The following is a 19495-nucleotide window of genomic DNA, read 5'->3' as shown; positions in this document are numbered from 1 at the left end:
TTAAAACAATTTGTTTGAATGCGTGATATAATGACTTATGTAATAATCATTATCCATTGAAAATGACAGATAATGAGATTTAAATGTAATTATGAGGTGTTGACTTCAACCTCAAACAGATACTTTACATTGCAAAATATTAACAATACTCGATAATAATAGGGGCTATTCGGAGTTCATGGAATGATGAGTGAAGAGAAGCTGATGCCTAAGGAGGAATTTATCTGAAAAAAAGTAGGATACTCGCAGGATTTTGTGGAATCATGGGTGCTTTTTTCTCGCTGTACTTTCTTTTTACTGCTCCAGCTGGGGTAAATTTGTGGTATCATTCGTTAACTACTCAGCTGCTCGTCAGTGGCGGAACAGTGCTCCTCATCTCAGAAAAAATGAGACCGACCTATTATGCCGCTGGAGCGTTTCTCATTTCCCTTATTCTCATCGTACTGCAGACCAACAGTCGTCTGAAGTATAATGTCGGTTCTTATGATCGAAGCAGTAACTTTATTTTTCTTATGTTCATCGGTGTGGGCTTTATCGCTTTTATTTTCAGCTTCATCAGTATTATGGAGGAAAAATACAAGAATGAAAACCTGTATAAGCGGATTGATTGAATTCATATCCGGGATGATCTGACATTTCATAAAGTGACCTTCCGCCTTTTTAAAAGGCGGTTTTTATTTTGCTTCAAAACAGAGTTTTCAAATTATTGACTTTAGCTCTGATTTTAATACCGTTTTAATTCTGGACGGTTATAGTTTAGAAAAAAGGAAGGAGGGACACCATGGGACCATATAGAAATGGAAAAGGTTCGAATCAGACAGCAAAAATCATAGCGCTTATACTTTTTACTGTGTTTTTAGGACCAGTCGTCATAAGTATACTGGGTTCTCTGGTCGTCGGGCTGTTCGCGGCTGCACTGCTGCTTCTCGTAATAGCCCTTGTTCTTCTTTCATCTCCAATCCTGATTATGGCATTCCCGGCATCTGCGGGATTCAATATCCCCATGCTTGCACTGTTCTTTTTCGGGATTGCGGTTCTTGCCATATTTGTACTGGTTACTGCTGTAGTCGTGCGAATCGTGAAAAGAATCATCATCGGACTCTGGAAGGGACTTAGAAGAATACTCGAATAATTAAATCATCCGGGAGGAAAATAAAATGAGCGGTTTTAGAAAAGTGGTCATCACGACTCTTGTGATTGCATCCGTTGCAGTGGGCATCGGGGCATACATCATTTATGAGTCAGGATTAGGTGCCGGAGAAATTGCAGACAATTTCAGAAGGCTGTTTAATGAAAACAACATAAACATCAATCTCGGTACGGGGGTGGATGTATCAGAAGAAAGTACCTATCAGCTCGAGGGTAAAAAGAACATCAGTCTAGAGACTCCAGTCGGGGATCTTACTGTAACAGGCTATGACGGGGACGAAATCATGTTTACTCTTGAAGGAAAAGTGCCTGAAAAGTATCTTGACAGATATCTCACAATCGAGGAGTCAGGCGATGAACTGGCCATATACCTTTATAAGGACATCAATGGACTGAAATTCTCCATGGGTGGAGATTACGATCTTGATATGGAACTCATGATCCCTACGGAATATCTTGGGGATGTGGAGTTCGAGAATGTATCAGGAGAAATCACGATCGATGGCATCAATGCCAAAGAAGTGGATGTGGACAATATATCAGGCGACATCATTCTGGAAAACGGGAAGCATGAGAAGATCGAGTTTGCGACCATCTCCGGACAGTTCCTCAGCTACAGTGAAGTGAATCATCTTGAAGGAGACAGCATCTCCGGAAAGATCACGGCAACAGGAGTAAAAGACAGCTTTGCACTTGAGTCTGTTTCCGGCAGCATAGACATCACCGCACTTGCACTGAAAGCTGATTCGGAAATCGAGACCATCTCTGGTGCGGTTTCTGTAGAGTTTGAAGAGACACAGGAACCTCAGTATAATCTCTCCAGTGTCAGCGGAAGCATTTCTGTTGAGGATGAAGACGGAGTCAATCAATCTTCACAATCCATGAAGAAAAGCGGAGGCAATGGCCCAAACCTAGAAGTATCAACGGTTTCAGGACGAATCAGCATCAAATATTAGCAAGTTGTACAAAAAGTTTACAATTTGTTCATAGACTTTGTGATAATCTTAATTATAATAAGGGTATAAAGTATAAAAGGGGTGTTGTATATGAAGCCAGTAGTTGATCAGGATCTTTGCATCGGATGCGGAGTTTGTCCAAGCGTTGCACCATCAATATTCGATATGAATGATGATGGAAAGGCATATCCAATGGTGGACGAAGTTCCAGCAGGAGACGAAGACGTTGCTGAGGAAGCTGTAGAAAGCTGCCCAGTAGCTGCAATCACATTAGAATAAAAATGTGTATTTAAAGAGACCTTAGGGTCTCTTTTATTCTGCCTCGAAATAGTGTATATTTGTTATATATTTCGCTTCATGGAGGAAATCATGGAATTATTCGGCAGAAATCAGCTGTTCAAGCTTATGCTTATATCCATTGTACTGTACCCTCTGGTTCCAGGAAAATATACCCCTTATGTGGGGATATTCATGGGCCTTTATTTTGTTGTGCATCTATATGTAGACAAGGATGCCTATCAGAAGCTAAGAAGAGGCAGAAGGCATAATAAGCTGGCGTATGGCCTGTCCACTTTTCTGTTCCTTATTCTTCAGGTCGTAACCATCACCTATTCCATAAACCCCCTGTCCACACTCAAGGGTATCATGATCTACGGGTCGGCGTTTATTCTGTTTTTTATACTGAAATATGAACTGAACAGACCGAACTTCATCATTCCGCTAGTCAGGGCTTATTTTCTTTCAGGTCTTCTTGTAGGCCTGTATCATGTGGGACAGGTGGTATATGATGAAATCATAAGGGGCATTCCTTTTGATCCGCTGACCAATGTATCCTTCATGGAAAACGCACCGCTCCTTGCCTACTTCATGCTGATTCCGCTGTTTCCGGCTCTCGGGCTTTATATCTATAAGGATGAAAATCATGAGTCCAGGTTTTACCTTTTTGTGCTGAGCGTTGCACTCATTTCAGTATTCATGACAGGATCAAGGATTGCAGTCATCTGCGTGTTCCTGGGCCTTGGTATGCTGTCTTTCCTGTATTCTTTGAAGTTCCTCATCGCACTGATACCAACTGGCCTTTTCATAGTGCTCATTCCGGTCTTCTCGAAAAGACATGGCCAGTTTTTTGCGCTGAGCGGTGAAATGAGCAGACTGTCCTTCTACATTCAGGTGGTGAAGGAGAATCTAAGCACAATCTTTTTCGGCAAGGGCTTCAACACCTTCGATGAAACCTTTGGACGGTTTATGATCGGAAGATCGGAGCTTCTCAATCTGGAACTGGTGAATAAGCCCTACAATGCAGTGATTCAGGTGGTCATGGAAATGGGCATCATCGGTCTTGTACTCGGAGCACTCATCATCATCTTCAAGATGAGAGGGATTCTTCAGTATTCGAAATCGGTGAAAGTTCAGCCGGTACTGAAGGTCATGTATGTAGGTGTACTCGTATCCATGACTGTTCTGATTCTTGTGGGGATCATGGACAGCTATCTTGTGGATGCCAAAATTGTCTATTCCATAACCATCCTCATGGGTATTCTCCATGGTGATGCCAAGTGGAAGGGTATAACGAAAATATAGCATTCGCCTAAGCCGAGCATGTAATTTTATCAGTTAAAAAAGAACACAAATCAAAAAGAGCGTTTCTTCAATATGCTGAAGGAACGCTCTCATCTATTTCGGCTGGCTTTTCAGCCGATGCTTAAACCTTAACTATTCTTTGGATTCTTTGTGCAGACTGAAAAGTCTTAAGGCCTGGCTCAGTACTTTCTCACCGTCCATATACCCGTAATCTCTGGTGGAGATGACCTCCAGCGGCACATTGTGGCGATCACATTCTTCCTTGATTTCATTAAGGGCGTGTTTCACCTGAGGGCCGATAAGGACTACATCTGCGTCTTTGATGTATTTCTTCATGAGCGATTCAGGATAGGACTGGACATTGATTTCGATGTCTTTTCCTTCTGCCGCATTTTCCATTTTTCTGATGAGCAGGTTGGTGGATAAACCTGTGGAACAGAAAAGAACAATTTTAATCATTATGAATGACCTCCTCACTGATTGTACGATATCTTGACCTGATTCCATTTTACCATAGACATGAGGGACAAACATGGAACAAGGCAGGAAATGCAGATAAAATTATCAGTTTCTTCACGGTTATTGGATTTCATCAAATAAAATTGTATAAAATATAATTTAATGATATAATGAATCTAAGTGGATGTTCTCCACGTAAATGCATAAAGAAAGTGAGTGAATATATTGAAGGTAGAAATATGGTCCGACATTGTCTGTCCTTTCTGCTATATCGGAAAGCACACTTTTTCAGAGTTTCTGAAAGAACTTCCTGAAGGAGAAGACATAGAAGTCATCAATAGAAGTTATGAACTTAATCCTATGGCAAGCAGAACAGAATCCGAGAACTCCGTCAGATCACTGGCAGACAAATACGGGTTCAGTCTTGAAGAGGCAAAACAGAGAATGGAAGGCGTTCAGATGATGGCGGAGAGAAATGGTCTGGAAATGAACATTTTCGAAACCAGAGGTGCGAACACCCATGACCTGCACAGACTGATCCATCTGGCCAGAGAAAAAGGCAGAGAAGAAGAAATGATCGAAGCTTTGTTTAAAGCTCATTTTGTGAAGGGACTCAGTCTGAATGACAGAGATTCAATCACATCGGCAGCCGTGGAAGCCGGGATTGATGAAAAGGAGACTGCAGAACTTCTTGATTCGGAACAGCACCATGACAGCGTGGTTTCAGACCGTAAAAAAGCGGAAGCTTTAGGAATCCGTGGTGTACCGCACTTCCTTTTTGACGGGAAATATGCGGTCAGCGGTGCACAGCCCAAGGAAGCGTTCCAGAATATCTACAGCAAGGCAAGACAGAAACAGCAAAGAACAGAAAGAAAGACAGAATAGGAGAATAGATAGAAAACATGAGTGCAAATATATTTTTAGAAGCAGTAGCAAAGAGAAGGTCCTACTATGGACTGGATAAGACGGAAATCGTAAGCCGTGAACGCATAGAAGAAATCGTAGGCACATCAACTCTTCATGCACCATCAGCCATGAATGCGCAGAGTGCAAGAGTTGTGGTTCTTTTTGGAGAGCAGCATGACAAACTTTGGGATATCGTACGCGATACTTTGAAGAAGGTTGTTCCGACAGAGGATTTTGCAAGAACAGAGGAAAAGCTTTCCTCCTTCAAGGCAGGTTATGGAACTGTGCTTTTCTATGAAGATACAAAAGTGATCAGAAAGCTTGAAGAGGATTTTGCTCTATACAAGGAGAACTTCGTTCCCTGGGCATATCAGGGAAACGGCATCCTTCAGTTTATTGTATGGACTGCCCTCGAAAATGAAGGTCTTGGTGCATCACTTCAGCATTACAATCCGCTCATTGATGATGAGGTGGCTGAAACATTCGGAATCAGCAAGGATTATAAGCTCATCGGACAGCTGGTATTCGGTAATCCGATAGGTGAAGCGAGCGAAAAGAAGAATATTCCACTATCCAAAAGACTGAAAGTGATCGGATAGGCATCCAGTCATATTCATAGAAGAAGGAAAGAACCCTTAAGACGATTGTGTCCTACGGGTTCTTTCCTTTCTTTCGGGATTATTTGAAGATGCTTCTGGTTTCCATAAGAAGATCAGCGGTTTCTCCCTTTGTAACGGAGAGAAGATCCTTTGATGGAACCTCCACCTGATAACCTCTTTTGCCGGCTGAAACGATGATCTTTTCAAAGCTCAGGGCTTTCTGGTCAAAGAAGGTACGGTAGAGTTTCTTCATGCCTACTGGGCTGCATCCGCCTTTTTCATATCCTGCGATTTTCATAAGGTCATTCTGATCAATGAGGGAAATGCTCTTTTCATCTGCCGCTTTCGCCGCCTTCTTCAAATCCAGTTCTTCAATGATCTGCAGACAGAAAATATAGTGATTTCCGCTGTTGCCTACGGTCACGATGGTTTTGAAGATTCTTTCCACTTCCTTACCGGTCTCCTTGGCAATGAATTCCGGTGTGATCGGATTCTGTTTCAGATTGAAGGAAAGAAGTTCATAGCTTATGGCCGCTTCATCCAGAAGCCTCATGGCGTTGGTTTTGACTTTTTTCATATCTACCTCCATAAACGGTGTTTAGATGCATTTTATCACTCTGTGGATTAATTGACAATTTATAATTTTATTCAGTCAGATCAGTTTAGTGGAAGTAAACTTCATGTTTGCATTTTATTTGTATTTCAAAATAAACGGGTAGTCAGAATCAGAATAGATGGATCGGCTCTAGCGATGTAAACGTGTGATATCAACGATCACCGCATCTCGTTTTCTGTGATTTCAATTTCTTGGGAATTTCGTGCAAATTGGATTGATTTTGAAATTTCTTTTCTATATAATGATTGAAGTAGTTTAATTAAGGTAAACAAAAAGTTTAGCGTTTATAAAAAATAGAAAAAACGGGAGGTCGTTATGCAGATCGGTGAGAAAATCAAAAACCTGAGAATAAAGAATGCACTGACGCAGGAAGAACTGGCTAATCGCTGTGAACTGACTAAAGGGTTCATTTCGCAGCTTGAGAGAGATCTGACTTCGCCGTCCATTGCCACCCTTGTGGATATTCTTGAGGGCCTTGGTACCAACTTGAAGGACTTCTTTAATGAGACCACTGATGAAAAGATTGTATTCAGTAAGGAGGATGCTTTCGAAAAAGAGAATGATGAGCACAAGAACATCATAAACTGGATAATACCCAATGCGCAGAAAAACGCAATGGAACCTATTCATGTGGAGATCGCTCCCGGTGGAAGAACCAAAGAGATGCCTCCCCATGAAGGTGAGGAATTCGGATATGTGTTGAGCGGAAGCATCATACTTCATCTGGGCATAGAAAAGCATAAAGTCAGAAAGGGTGAAAGCTTTTACCTGAAGCCGGGTATGGGTCACTACCTTTCCAATGAAGGAAAAATTTCAGCAAGCGTGATCTGGGTGAGCACGCCACCCATATTCTAGAAAGGGGACAAAACAGCATGACAAGCAACATCATGATCGACCTTAAAAACATATCAAAAAGCTTCGGTAAGACATCCGTTCTGGAGAATATGAATCTCTATATCAGAGAGAATGAATTTCTTACCCTTCTTGGACCTTCAGGATGCGGAAAAACCACAACCCTCAGAATCATCGCAGGATTTGAGACACCTACGGAAGGGAATGTCATTTTTGCAGGAAAGGACATCACAGATGTCCCTCCTTATGAAAGGCAGGTCAATACCGTTTTTCAGAAATATGCGCTTTTTCCCCATCTGGATGTGTATGAAAATATCGCTTTCGGACTGAAGATCAAGAAGATGGACAAAGCAGAGATCAAAGCAAAAGTGACTGATGTACTGAAGCTGGTCAATCTTTCGGGTTTTGAAAAAAGAGGAGTGGAATCACTTTCAGGCGGCCAGCAGCAGAGAATCGCGATAGCCAGAGCTCTGGTCAATGAACCGAAGGTGCTGCTTCTGGATGAACCCCTTGGAGCTCTTGATCTTAAACTGAGAAAGGAAATGCAGATCGAGCTGAAAAATATCCAGAAAAGAGTAGGCATTACATTCATCTATGTTACCCATGATCAGGAAGAAGCGCTCACCATGAGTGATACCATCGTGGTCATGAATGAAGGCCTTATTCAGCAGATCGGAACACCTGTTGATATCTATAATGAACCCAAGAATGCCTTTGTGGCAAAGTTCATCGGAGAATCGAATATTCTTCCGGGAATCATGCATGAGGATTACCTTGTGGAGTTCCAGGGGGTTCAGTTTCCCTGCGTCGACAAGGGGTTCACTCATGATGAACCTGTAGAAGTGGTCATCAGACCCGAAGACATCATCATGACCGATGCGAAAGAGGCTCAGCTCAGAGGGCTCGTTGAGGAAGTGACCTTCAAAGGTGTGCATTATGAGATGGTCGTGGATGTAAAGGGCTTCAAGTATCTCATTCAGAGTACAGCAATGGCTCCCCAGGGAGAAACAATCGGGATGAAGATTCTTCCTGATTCGATTCACATCATGAAAAGAGGTGAGGCGTCTTGAAAATGAAGAAGGTCGCCTATCCATATGTTCTGTGGATGGTCATCTTTATCCTTGTACCGCTCTTCCTTGTGGTCTATTTTGCATTTACCACAGGGGACAGCAGGAACTATGATACCTTCAGATTCAGCCTGGACAATTTCAGACGGTTTCTCTCACCCATCTATCTTGAGGTGATGACAAGATCGCTTCTTTTGTCCGTGATTTCAACACTCATCTGCTTTCTGCTTGGCTATCCCATTGCCTATATCATTGCAAGCAAGAGAAGCGCGAAGACAAGGAACAATATGATTCTTCTTTTCGTTATTCCCATGTGGATGAATTTTCTCCTGAGGACGTATGCCTGGCTTACGATCCTTGGTAAAAACGGAATCATCAATTCATTTTTGAACTTTCTTGGATTTGAATCCCTGGAACTTCTCTACAACAACGGTTCGGTTATTCTTGGCATGGTCTATAATTTTCTGCCTTTTATGGTCCTGCCCATCTATTCTGTTCTGGTCAAAATGGACGGTAAGCTCATTGAAGCGGCAGAGGACCTGGGTGCCAGCAAAGGGACGATTTTCAGAAGAGTGATCTTTCCCTTAAGTCTTCCTGGCGTGATGACCGGATTCACCATGGTGTTTACACCTGCGGTTTCCACATTCATCATCTCAAACCTTCTTGGTGGAAATAAAACAACGCTCATCGGTAATGTCATCGAGCAGCAGTTCATCTACACGGGGGACTGGCATTTCGGTTCAACCATGTCCATCATTCTCATGGGCATCATTCTGCTTGTCATGGCGATCTCCAATAAGAGCGGTGGAGATCTGGAAGGAGGAAGAGGCGCATTATGGTAAAAAAGAGCTTTAAAAACATCTATACCGTACTGATTTTTCTTTTCCTTTATGCACCGATCATTATCCTCATTATCTATTCTTTTAATGAGTCCAAATCAAGAGGTGCATTTACCGGATTTACCCTGAAGTGGTATCAGGATCTGTTCTCCAATCGTGAAGTCCTGAAAGCGCTTTCCAATACCATGATCATTGCAGCGGTCACGACTGTTGTGGCGACGACTCTTGGCACACTTGCAGCAATCGGTATCCATTTTTCTAGAAAGGGTCCGTTCAAGCAGTTGGCACTAAATCTCAACTATCTGCCGATTCTTAATCCGGATGTCGTCATCGCTGTATCGCTTATTGCGCTTTACCGGTTCATGGGACTGGATTTCGGTCTTGCCACAGTCCTTCTTTCACACATCACTTTCTGCACACCTTATGTGGTACTTGCGGTTCTTCCAAAACTTAAGCAGATGAATGTACATCTTGCTGAAGCAGCCATGGATCTTGGTGCAAAGCCTCTGTATGCCTTATGGAAAGTGATCATCCCGGAAATCATGCCGGGTATCGTGACAGGTGCGCTTCTGGCATTCACCTTGTCTGTGGATGATTTTGCCATCAGCTTCTTCACCACAGGGCATGGCGTACAGAACCTTTCCATCCTCATCTTTTCTATGGCAAGACGAGGCATCAATCCGGTGATCAACGCGCTGTCCACATTCATGCTTATCGGTTTCTTCATCCTGCTTCTTGTGATCAATAAAATCGGAAGAAAGGACGAGGAAGAATTCAGCGGATAGAAATCAGTTCAATAAAACAGTATAGACCCGGTAAAAAAACGGGTCAGACAGGGAGGAATACCATGAAGAATATGAAGAAAATCATCTCGGCATCACTGATCGGTGCATCACTATTTGCACTTAGCGCCTGCGGAGAAAAGAAAGAGACAATCAATGTCTATAATTTCGGAGACTACATCAATTTCGATGTCCTGGAACAGTTTACGGAAGAGACAGGAATTGAAGTCAACTATGACACCTATGCAAACAACGAAGATATCTACACCAAACTGAAGCAGGGTGGAAGCTCCTACGATGTGGCCTTCTTATCCGACTACACCATCGAAAGAGCAATCAATGAAGACCTCATCGTTCCGCTTGACTGGAACAACATCCCTAACAAGGAAAAGATCGACCCAAGCTTCCAGGATCTGGTCTTCGATCCTGAAAATGCCTACTCAGCACCATACATGTGGGGTACCTTCGGTATTCTCTACAACAAGACTATGGTAAATGAGCCTGTGACTTCATGGGACATTCTCTGGGATGAAAAGTACAAGGACGAAATCCTTATGCTGAACAGCCAGAGAGACACTATCGGTGTATCCCTCCTAAGACTCGGCTACTCCATGAACACAAGGGACATCGGTGAACTGGAAGAAGCGAGAGATGAGCTGATCAAGCAGAAACCTATCGTCTATGCGTATCTTGGTGATGACATCAAGGATGCCCTGATTGCCGAAGAAGCGGCACTGGGCCTTGTCTGGTCAGGAGATGCCATGTATATGATCGAAGAGAATCCGAATCTTGACTATGCCATCCCTGAAGAAGGCACAAACATCTGGTTCGACTCCATGGTCATTCCAAAGAGCGTTTCCAACAAGACGGGTGCAGAAAAGTTCATCAACTTCATGTTAAGACCTGACATCGCCATTCAGAACGTCGACTATATCGGTTATTCTACGCCGATTACTGAAGCGGTGGAAATGCTTCCGGAGGAAATCAGAAACAGTCCGATCGCTTATCCTTCTGATGAAGTGCTGGAGAACACAGAGATCTTCAGAGATCCTTCTGATGTCCTGAGTGTCTACGACAGAATCTGGACCGAAATCACATCATCCAACTAAAAAGAATCAAAGGACCGGAGGGAAACCTCCGGTTTTATTTTGTCCGTAATAATATTATTCTATGTGATCATATGAATCAGGAAAAAGAAAATGCTTCAGAATCGGAACAAAATTCAGATAATCTTTGAGTACGTGCAGGAATTGGGTTATACTATTAAAAAGGAATCTTAAGATATTCAGACAATATTATTTTTCTCGATCTGTTTGGAGGATTTATGAAGAAAATCAATTATCCGCTTCTTATCGGCGGAATCATATTCGTATTTTTCATGACAATGGCTATGTTCCCTGAACTTTTCACCAGTAAGGATCCCATGTTCGAAGATACTCACCGTAATATGGAGGTCATGGTGGATGGTGAAATGAAAGAAGTCTTTACGATGCATCCCATCTGGCCAAGTAAATATAACCTCATGGGATCAGATGTAGCAGGACGTGATATCCATGCAAGGCTTGTGTATGGAACGAGAACCACCTTGAAACTCGGATTCTATATTGCACTTTTCAGGCTTATCCTTGCGCTGCCCGTGGGTATCCTTGCAGGGATCGGGAAGAAATTCTTCAGAATGATGATCCTTTTTTTCAATACCTGGTTCAGTGCAGTGCCGATACTCATCATCTCTTTCATGATCTTTCGAATCAATTTTTTCAGAAGCCTGCAGGTTGAACGATCCATTCTCGTCTATGCACTGATTCTGGCTGTTTTGGGGTGGTCAAGAGCGGCAGGGGTCATCGAGGATACAGTCAGAATGATCATGGATGAAGATTTCATCGAAGGCCAGGTCGCCATCGGAAAAAGCTGGCCGCAGATTGTCAGGCAGAACATCATTCCCCATGTCATTCCCGCAGCACTCTCGACCTTCTTCAAAGAGGCAGGCCAGGGGCTTTTTCTTGTTGCTCAGCTTGCGGTTCTTGGCATATTTGTAGGCTCAACCAGAGAAGTGAGAACCCTTGCGTTTCGTGCAAGCTATGAAATGAGCATCGAACCCGAGTGGGGGTCAATGCTCATGAAGCTTACGACGCAGATGGAGCGCTTTACCGACAACTGGTGGCTGGTGGTCTTCCCGGTTATGACTTTTGCTCTTGCGGTACTGGGCCTTAATCTTCTTGGAGAAGGTCTTCGTATCGAGTTTGCCAAAAGAAACTCACGGTTTGTCAGCAATGTGAGAAAAGCATATTATATTCTGTCCCCAAAAGTCATCTACCTTGAGATCCGGCATTTCAGAAAATACTGGAAGAATATCCTCCTAAGAGCAGGGGCTTTGGCCGTTCTCATTCTCATCGTGTTTGTGCCCCGATATCAGCCGGTCGGAAATTTCAGCCTGGAGAACGCGAAAAATCACCTCATTACCCTCAGCGGTGAAGAATATGATGGACGAGTTTCCGGTTCTGCCGGCGGATATCTGGCAGGTCAGTACATCATCGATACCATGGAAAGCCTGGGATTCATCACCCAGGAGTTTCCCATACAGTATGCCTTTGAAAATCAGATTGAAGGCGATGAAAGAGAGTTCGTCCTGCAGTACGGTACCCCCCTCATCATGAAAGAAGGGAAGATCACCCTGAAGGATGAAAAAGGCAACGTGTTCACGTATCAGCTGCATGAGGACTTTTCCATACTTGAGGTGCCTATGGAAAAGGATTCTCCTGGGACAGAAATCATCAGAACAGGAAAATCGGTGAAACCGGAAGAAGGGGAAGGGGCAAGCGAGAGTAAAGGCCAGATTCCAGTTTTTTACAGCGGAATCAATGAAATTGTTTCAGGCAGCTTTTCCTATCCCGATTTTCCAGGTGATACGGATCATGCAGAATTTCTGATTATTGACGGTCATGAGTCAAGAAGCAATCCCCATTCTTCTTACAGACTGAGCATCCTGCCCTTTGATGAGCTTCGGGATAAACTGGAGGAAGAGTCCTTTGAGGTGACCATAGAATATACTGTACCGGATTATCCCGTAGAGGAAGGAAGATTAATCGAAGCGTGGCTTCTTCCGGAGGGAAAGACAATGAAAGAGCCCGGACAGACGCTCATCATTTCTGTTCCCTATGATGGAACATGGCTGCCTGGGGGCAGAAGCTCCGTGGAGGGGACGACGCCTCTGGCCACGGCACTGGAAACGGCAAGAGCAATTACCGAAGATGGAATGAAATATGAGAAATCGATTCTTTTCCTTTTCCATGACCGTGAATCCGATCTTCTTTCTGGCGGCTTCAGCGACTACTATATGCGACATGCTGAGATTTCAGCGGACGGCGGATATATGTATCTTGAACTGATGGGTTCGGGATTGAAGGGGGATAAGGATGTAGACCTTGTCACGTATTTCGGACAGATGGATAAAGAGCAGTCTTTCAGGAGTCTTCTGAAGATGGAAGGAATTCTCAAGGAGATGAAGGTGCCCTACACAAGATATCAGGGACTCCTGCCAACTGAGGAGACCCTTAAGAGCACACCCGTCTTTAAGATCGCATCCAGACAGCTTCTGAATTTCAGAGCCAATGCCCATCTTGCTGTGGGAATCGGAAAAATCTACCATAATCGCAAAGGAACGAAAGCCGATACCCTGGAAAATCTGAATGAAAAGAAGATGGAAAGTATCGGTCAGATGCTGGTGGATATCATCATAACAAAAGAAAACTTCGGACTGGGAGAGAAATAATTTAGTGACTCTCCTGCAGGAGATTTCATGATTATTATCTTCGAAAGAAATACATGAATCCTATATCCTAAGGTAGGATAAGGAGTATAATATATACCATAAGTTCAATTAGCTTTAAATTTCTCCATTTTTCCTGATAGGAGGATTTTTAGATGAAAAAGACAGCGATAACTCTGGTACTTATGATGACTCTGTCCATGCTCCTCATGGGATGCAAAGCAGGTGATGTTCAGACGGGTACTTATGAGCTGAAAACAGCTGAAGATAGGGTCAGGCCTTTTGTCAGGCTAAGAGATAACGGGGAATTTCTCTTTGTTCACAGCTTTCTCAGCAGCTATCTGAACATAGGTGAATATGAAGTGAAAGGCGGGAAACTCATCCTTGAGACCTCGGATGGGAACTATACCTACAGCTTCAGAATCAGAAAGAATACACTGATCTTCCTGGCAGATGAATCTTCAGAACTTAAGCTCACAGAGGGTGTCGGTGACGGATCTGTTTTTGTGCTGAAACCTGAAATGTGATCGGAGATATTTATCCGCTGACCATGGTGAACTTGTGAGGTGTGGAAATGCTGCAATGTTTATGAACGAATGACAGATGGAGGATATATGGAAGAGATGGAGACAAAAAAGGGATTCAAAATCTACAGCTGGGAGCTTCTGCTTCTTGCTCTGATGCAGTCCGGAGGAATCATATATGGACTCTTTCATTATGACGGATTTCATCAGGTCATTATCCTTATTGCGATTATATACAATACCATAAACTGCTACAAGAATGCCCTGACCAGAGAAGGCTTTGAAGAACAACAGAGGCTATCAGAGATTCAGAAGGCAAGTGCACATGCAAGACTTGGAAAGTTCGCCTTCATGGATGGCAGGTCGCCAATTGTTCTTATCGGTCTCGGCTATCTGACTGCCCTCATTCTTCCGGAGAAACTGAAGTGGATGGCTGTAGCCTTTCTTGTTGCAGCGATTGCTGTGATGATCAGAAGTATCGGAGACAACATCCAGAAGATGGACGAGGAAACGAGACTCGAGTAAGAGAAGAAGGCAGGAAAGAAAACAGAAGAGACTATGCTTGACTGATGCATTGCACTGAACAGAGTAGAATAGTAAGTACATTAAAACACGCTGATGAGAAACTGATCTCTTCAGCGTGTTTTGATTTTTTTATGAGTAACATTTTCGTCTTAGGATTTCTTGACCTCGGTCAGGGCTTCAATTCTTCTCTCCACATTTTCAAGCCACAGATCGATTCCTGAGCGTGTCCAGTCCGTAGGGAAGATCAGCTCTTCGTCTACAAGAGGATGAAGATCAACAATATCCTTATGCTCTGCGCCCTTAACCAGGCAGTTTCCGCAGAGATATTCATTATCCGCGACTTCATAGGAATACTTGATGTGTGGAGTATTGAACCGGTGAAGGACACATCGTTTACCGAACGTGAGCTTCACTTTGCTTCCGTCCTTTATGATGATTTCCATACCTTCCACCCAGCTGTTTTCCAGGGCTTTCTTTTCCGCATCGAAGCTGCACTCCCCAAGGAGTTCCAGTTCACGAAGCTCTTCCAGGAGCTCGGAAATCTTAGGCAGCTCGGTAGTGTTTCCCGAGTCGGCGATGATCTTGGCGAATTTCCAGGGGTAGGTGTTATGGGTAAAGAACTCCGCATCAGAGAGCGGCCATTCCTGTGGGAACATGATGTTTTCTCTGATCTCGTCATATTTCCTGCAGGTTCTGTGACAGGTCAGGCACTGATATCTGTTTTCTCCCACTCTATAGGCATAGGACGTCTGCTTCTCCAGATAGGAATGTCCTGCGCAGATGATGTCCTTTACGAGCTGCACTTCAGTGCCGTCTTCAATTTTCACGGTCACACCTTCGACGAAAGCCTTCTCTATGGCCAGAAGTTCTTCACTGTCATATTCACCTTCGGTGACTTTCTTGTTCACTTTTTTATGGATCGACTTCAGTGATGGCAGTGAGTCGATACTTCTTGATCTTTGTATGATTTCCAGAAACTTATACATGGCTTGGCTCCTTTACGGTTCATAGAACTATTCAGATGAATTTGAACCTCTTATTTTTTCCATTATAACATTTTTATGGGGGAACCCTTCAGGTTATTTTTACAGAAAACAAGTCTGTCAATGCGAGACTCATAAAAATGAATATTCAGCTTTACAATCGTTAATTTTGTAATATAATGGACTTAAGAATTAGTGCAAGCGATTGCACAAATCCTCCGGAGGTAAAAATGAAAGCATTTAAGCTTACTGAAAACGTTAAGGGTTATCAGTTCGGAAATCCAGTGGATACAGGGATTATTCAGCTGGAAAAGGAATTTGGAGAGTATGTCCTTCCTTTTGAAGTGAAGAAAAAGGATGGTCACAGCTTTATAGCGTTTCCCCTTACAGATGCGGACCGGGTTTTCGGACTGGGTCCGAATTTAGGCGGAATCAACAAAAGAGGAAGGCAGTATGAATCATACTGCACAGATGATCCGATTCATCATGAAGATAAGACAACACTTTATGGCGCCCATAACTTCTTCATTCTCGAAGATGATGATGTAGCCACAGGATTTTTCATCGATTTCCCCTCAAGAATCAGATATGATGTGGGATTTACGGATCTCGATTCTTTTTCCATCGACATCTTCGGAGAAGATTTCGGACTTTATATCATCGAAGGGGAATCCATGAAGGAAATCGTGGTGAATTTTCATGAGATCATAGGGAAACCCTATATGCCGCCGAAATGGGGCCTCGGATTCTTCCAGTCCAGATGGGGATATGAAACGGAAAATGACATCATGAAAGTCTACAGGACATTCAGAGAAAAGGACATTCCACTCGATGGAATCTATCTGGATCTGGATTACATGGAAAACTTCAAGGATTTCAGCGTATCCGATGACAGATTTCCCAATTTCAGGGAGTTTGCCGAGACACTCAAAGAGGATGGCGTAAGACTCATTCCGATCATCGATGCCGGTGTCAAGATTGAGGAAGGCTATGATGTCTACGATGAAGGAATTGAAGGTGGACATTTTGTTCTGGATGAAACTGGAAAACCTTATGTAGCAGCAGTCTGGCCAGGAAAAGTTCATTTTCCGGATTTTCTTCAGGAAAAGACGAGAAAATGGTTCGGAGACAAATACAAGTTCCTTACGGATCTTGGCATAGAAGGGGTATGGAACGATATGAACGAGCCTGCCATCTTCTATGATAAAATTTCCCTTCAGGAAGGCATCGATGCGGCCATTGCGGCCAAAGGAGAAAACCTGGGCGTACTTCCATTCTTTGCCCTAAGAGACAAGTTCCAGAATATCGGTAACAAAAATGAGTACTATCAGAGGTTCTATCATGAGATAGAGGGAAGAAAATTCACCAATGAAGAAGTGCACAATCTCTATGGCTACAACATGACCGTATCCGCATCGGAAGGTCTGAAAAAACATCTGGGGAAGAGACATGTGCTCATCTCAAGAGCTTCTTCCATCGGTATGCACAGGTACAGCGGGATATGGACCGGAGACAACAGTTCATGGTGGAGCCATCTGGAGCTTAATGTGAAAATGCTGCCGTCTCTCAATATGTCGGGCTTCTACTATGTAGGCGCGGATACAGGGGGCTTCGGAGGAAATGCCAGCGGAGAGCTTCTTACAAGATGGATGCAGCTGTCCATATTTACACCTCTTCTTCGAAATCACTCAGCCATAGGATGTGCATTCCAGGAGCCGTATTCCTTCGGGGACAAGGTCACAGGATATAACCGTGAGCTCATCAAAGCGAGATATATGATTCTTCCTTATCTGTATTCAGAAATGCTGAAGACCCATGAGGACGGAGGCATGATGTTCATACCGCTGAGCTTCGAGTTCTTCGGAAATGAAGCGCTGATTGCAGAAGATCAGATTCTTTTCGGTGAGGAGCTCATGCTTGCCCCTGTTGTCAGATCGAACGCTAAAGGTAGACATGTCTATCTGCCTGAGGAAATGGCTCTCATAGACTTCAGCCGGGAAAAGGTCATGATGAAGATCATGAAAGACGGAGTACAGTATCTCCCATACGAGCTGGACGATCTTAAATTCTTCCTGAGAAGAAACAGAATCATGCCTTATGTCATGCCTTCTGCCAGTGTAAAGGATCTGGATATGACCGAGATCCATATCATAGGTTTTGTGGATACGGAAGCCAGCTACACACTTTATGATGACGATGGTGAAAGCTACGATTACGAGGAAGGCGGAATCAACAGAACAAAATTCAGCGTAAGAGTCCTTGAAGACGGAGATCTGGATGTCAGGGTCGAAAGCGGCCATCCTGTGATCCGCAGAGTATTCTTTACCATTATAAGCGGTAATGAGGAAATATTAATGAAGGAGGTGGAGGTGTAGAATCAGAGTGCTGATTCTATCCCGATAACACATGAAGAAAAGATCAAGTGGAATACTCATGCACATCTCAAGTCTTCCCGGGCCTTACGGCATCGGCGACTTCGGTAGAGGTGCATACGACTTTGTGGATTTTCTGGATCGTGCAAAACAGAAAGAATGGCAGATCCTGCCTCTTGGCATCACCGGATACGGTGATTCTCCCTATCAGAACTTTTCCGCTTTTGCCGGGAACCCCTACTTCATCGACCTTAACGAGTTTCTTGAACAGGGATATCTTGAAAAAGAAGAGCTTGTCATCCTTCCTCTTGGAGACGACCCGCTAAAAGTCGATTACGGCATTTTATACAAGAATAAAATGGAGCTTTTAAGAAGAGCGCATAAAAGAGCCATGAGAACCATCGGACCGGAGCTTAGAACCTTCTATGAAAAAGAGAAGAACTGGCTGAGAGACTACGCGCTTTTTATGGCGCTGAAAGCAGAGCACAAGGGAATATCCTGGCTGAAATGGCCGGATGAGTACAAGGACATCAATTCAGACAAAGTCCGCGAGTTTGAAAAAAATCATGAAAAGGAAATGTTCTTCCATGTTTTCATCCAGTACTACTTCTTCAAGCAGTGGAGAAAACTGAAGAACTATGCCAATGACAAGAACATCAGAATCATCGGAGATATTCCGATCTATGTCGCAGAGGACAGTTCGGACATATGGGGCAACCGTGAGATCTTCAAAGTGGACAGAAACTTCGTGCCGATAACCGTTGCAGGATGTCCGCCTGATGCGTTCTCGCTTACCGGTCAGCTGTGGGGAAACCCCATCTATAACTGGGAAGCCATGGAAAAAGACGGATACAAGTGGTGGATCAAGAGAATCAGAGCCAGCTTTGAAATCTATGACGTGGTGAGAATCGATCATTTCAGAGGCTTTGAAGCTTTCTGGGAGATCAAGAACGGATCTGAGAACGCTGTAATCGGCAAATGGACTAAAGGGCCCAACATGAAGCTTTTTGATAAAGTGAAAGAGGAGCTTGGAGAACTTGACATCATCGCCGAGGATCTTGGCTTCCTCACTGAAGAAGTTCATGAGCTGATCGAGAATACCGGATATCCGGGAATGAAAGTCCTTCAGTTCGCATTCGACCCAAGAGAAGAATCGGACTATCTGCCACACACCTATCACAGAAACTGTGTGGTGTACACAGGAACCCATGATAATGAAACCATTATGGGCTGGGTGAAGAATGTCAATGCAGAGGATCTCATCTTTGCAGGAAAATACCTGAAGCTCAGCTTTGAAGAAGGTCTGAACTGGGGATTCATCCGTGGCGCTTTCAGCTCGGTGGCCGATCTTTGCATCATTCCGATGCAGGACTTTCTTGGACTTGGCGAAGAGGCGAGAATGAATACACCCTCCACCCTTGGAAACAACTGGATCTGGAGAATGAGAGAAGATGCACTGACCGACGTATTGGCAGCGAAAATCGCTAAACTGACGAAAATGTACGGGAGATAATTTTAC

The 19495-nt window shown here is 43.7% G+C and carries 20 protein-coding genes; 17 read left to right on the top strand and 3 right to left on the bottom strand.

Features of this window, described 5'->3' with window-relative positions:
• The first annotated feature begins 317 nt into the window (after nt 1–317).
• The 5 genes from RTX25_RS00490 (at nt 318) to RTX25_RS00470 (ending at nt 3686) form a co-directional block, all read left to right on the top strand.
• Nucleotides 318–611 carry a hypothetical protein gene (locus RTX25_RS00490; protein WP_312649328.1) on the top strand — a complete coding sequence of 98 codons (294 nt, stop codon included), beginning with the start codon at nt 318–320 and terminating at the stop codon, nt 609–611.
• 170 nt (nt 612–781) lie between these two features.
• A complete protein-coding gene (locus RTX25_RS00485; protein ID WP_312649326.1) occupies nt 782–1132 on the top strand; it encodes a hypothetical protein in 351 nt (116 codons plus the stop codon).
• 25 nt (nt 1133–1157) lie between these two features.
• Nucleotides 1158–2105: a DUF4097 family beta strand repeat-containing protein gene (locus tag RTX25_RS00480; RefSeq protein WP_312649325.1), complete on the top strand. Its 948-nt coding sequence runs from the start codon at nt 1158–1160 to the stop codon at nt 2103–2105.
• A 90-nt stretch (nt 2106–2195) separates the two neighbouring features.
• Complete coding sequence (locus RTX25_RS00475) at nt 2196–2384, top strand: ferredoxin (RefSeq protein ID WP_312649324.1); 189 nt, start codon at nt 2196–2198, stop codon at nt 2382–2384.
• Between the two features lie 90 nt (nt 2385–2474).
• Nucleotides 2475–3686, top strand: a complete 1212-nt coding sequence (locus tag RTX25_RS00470) for an O-antigen ligase family protein (RefSeq protein WP_312649323.1) — start codon at nt 2475–2477, stop codon at nt 3684–3686.
• 132 nt (nt 3687–3818) lie between these two features.
• On the opposite strand, the gene RTX25_RS00465 is transcribed toward RTX25_RS00470, so the two are convergent.
• Nucleotides 3819–4145, bottom strand: a complete 327-nt coding sequence (locus tag RTX25_RS00465) for a PTS sugar transporter subunit IIB (RefSeq protein WP_312649322.1) — start codon at nt 4143–4145, stop codon at nt 3819–3821.
• Nucleotides 4146–4370: 225 nt separating this feature from the next.
• Between RTX25_RS00465 and RTX25_RS00460 the strand changes: the two genes are divergently transcribed.
• Nucleotides 4371–5030 (top strand): DsbA family oxidoreductase, encoded by a 660-nt coding sequence (locus RTX25_RS00460; RefSeq protein ID WP_312649321.1) that lies wholly within the window; start codon nt 4371–4373, stop codon nt 5028–5030.
• Between the two features lie 17 nt (nt 5031–5047).
• Nucleotides 5048–5650: a nitroreductase family protein gene (locus RTX25_RS00455; RefSeq protein ID WP_312649319.1), complete on the top strand. Its 603-nt coding sequence runs from the start codon at nt 5048–5050 to the stop codon at nt 5648–5650.
• A 79-nt stretch (nt 5651–5729) separates the two neighbouring features.
• On the opposite strand, the gene ybaK is transcribed toward RTX25_RS00455, so the two are convergent.
• On the bottom strand, nt 5730–6227 hold the full coding sequence (gene ybaK, locus RTX25_RS00450) for a Cys-tRNA(Pro) deacylase (RefSeq protein WP_312649317.1): 498 nt from the start codon (nt 6225–6227) through the stop codon (nt 5730–5732).
• Between the two features lie 354 nt (nt 6228–6581).
• Here ybaK and RTX25_RS00445 point away from each other — a divergent pair, with 354 nt between their 5' ends.
• From RTX25_RS00445 to RTX25_RS00410, 8 genes are all read left to right on the top strand, one after another.
• Nucleotides 6582–7121 carry a cupin domain-containing protein gene (locus RTX25_RS00445; protein WP_312649316.1) on the top strand — a complete coding sequence of 180 codons (540 nt, stop codon included), beginning with the start codon at nt 6582–6584 and terminating at the stop codon, nt 7119–7121.
• Between the two features lie 17 nt (nt 7122–7138).
• Nucleotides 7139–8188 carry a spermidine/putrescine ABC transporter ATP-binding protein gene (potA, locus tag RTX25_RS00440; RefSeq protein ID WP_312649314.1) on the top strand — a complete coding sequence of 350 codons (1050 nt, stop codon included), beginning with the start codon at nt 7139–7141 and terminating at the stop codon, nt 8186–8188.
• Nucleotides 8189–8190: 2 nt separating this feature from the next.
• A complete protein-coding gene (locus RTX25_RS00435) occupies nt 8191–9027 on the top strand; it encodes an ABC transporter permease (protein ID WP_312649496.1) in 837 nt (278 codons plus the stop codon).
• Nucleotides 9021–9809 carry an ABC transporter permease gene (locus RTX25_RS00430; protein ID WP_312649312.1) on the top strand — a complete coding sequence of 263 codons (789 nt, stop codon included), beginning with the start codon at nt 9021–9023 and terminating at the stop codon, nt 9807–9809. Before RTX25_RS00435 ends, RTX25_RS00430 begins: the two co-directional genes overlap by 7 nt.
• Nucleotides 9810–9871: 62 nt before the next feature.
• The gene (locus RTX25_RS00425) at nt 9872–10915 is read left to right on the top strand and encodes an ABC transporter substrate-binding protein (RefSeq protein ID WP_312649310.1); all 1044 of its coding nucleotides are present in this window, start codon (nt 9872–9874) and stop codon (nt 10913–10915) included.
• A gap of 215 nt (nt 10916–11130) precedes the next feature.
• Entirely contained in the window at nt 11131–13575 is a 2445-nt protein-coding gene (locus RTX25_RS00420) for an ABC transporter permease subunit (protein ID WP_312649308.1), read from the top strand.
• 152 nt (nt 13576–13727) lie between these two features.
• Complete coding sequence (locus RTX25_RS00415; protein ID WP_312649306.1) at nt 13728–14099, top strand: hypothetical protein; 372 nt, start codon at nt 13728–13730, stop codon at nt 14097–14099.
• An 87-nt stretch (nt 14100–14186) separates the two neighbouring features.
• The gene (locus RTX25_RS00410; protein WP_312649304.1) at nt 14187–14621 is read left to right on the top strand and encodes a hypothetical protein; all 435 of its coding nucleotides are present in this window, start codon (nt 14187–14189) and stop codon (nt 14619–14621) included.
• 149 nt (nt 14622–14770) lie between these two features.
• Here the strand turns inward: RTX25_RS00410 and RTX25_RS00405 are convergent, their stop codons facing one another.
• On the bottom strand, nt 14771–15607 hold the full coding sequence (locus RTX25_RS00405; RefSeq protein WP_312649303.1) for a hypothetical protein: 837 nt from the start codon (nt 15605–15607) through the stop codon (nt 14771–14773).
• Nucleotides 15608–15834: 227 nt separating this feature from the next.
• Here RTX25_RS00405 and RTX25_RS00400 point away from each other — a divergent pair, with 227 nt between their 5' ends.
• Complete coding sequence (locus RTX25_RS00400) at nt 15835–17979, top strand: TIM-barrel domain-containing protein (RefSeq protein WP_312649301.1); 2145 nt, start codon at nt 15835–15837, stop codon at nt 17977–17979.
• A gap of 31 nt (nt 17980–18010) precedes the next feature.
• Nucleotides 18011–19489, top strand: coding sequence for a 4-alpha-glucanotransferase (gene malQ, locus RTX25_RS00395; RefSeq protein WP_312649299.1), 1479 nt, complete (start codon nt 18011–18013; stop codon nt 19487–19489).
• Nucleotides 19490–19495 lie beyond the last annotated feature (6 nt).

The organism is Proteiniclasticum sp., from assembly GCF_032054185.1.
Lineage (GTDB): Bacteria > Bacillota > Clostridia > Clostridiales > Clostridiaceae > Proteiniclasticum.
The sequence above is the reverse complement of the archived record's forward strand: the minus strand, read 5'-3'. Positions and strand labels throughout refer to the sequence as shown.